This window comes from Vibrio jasicida CAIM 1864 = LMG 25398, assembly GCF_000400365.1.
GTDB lineage: Bacteria > Pseudomonadota > Gammaproteobacteria > Enterobacterales > Vibrionaceae > Vibrio > Vibrio jasicida.
Map to the genome: position 1 here is coordinate 1 of NZ_BAOG01000218.1, position 203 is coordinate 203.

The window sequence follows — 203 nt, forward strand, 5'->3', positions numbered from 1 at the left end:
TAAGAGATGCGACACTAGCTCAGTTGGTAGAGCGCAACCTTGCCAAGGTTGAGGTCACGAGTTCGAACCTCGTGTGTCGCTCCAATTTGAAGGTCTTCATCGTACCTAACGATGGAATACGGACGCGGGATGGAGCAGCCTGGTAGCTCGTCGGGCTCATAACCCGAAGGTCGTCGGTTCAAATCCGGCTCCCGCAACCAAAT

The 203-nt window shown here is 54.2% G+C and carries 2 tRNA genes; both read left to right on the forward strand.

What is annotated here, in order from left to right:
• The first annotated feature begins 8 nt into the window (after nt 1–8).
• Nucleotides 9–84 (forward strand) — tRNA-Gly (locus tag VJL_RS26975).
• A gap of 39 nt (nt 85–123) precedes the next feature.
• Nucleotides 124–200: transfer RNA gene (locus VJL_RS26980), tRNA-Met, on the forward strand.
• Nucleotides 201–203 lie beyond the last annotated feature (3 nt).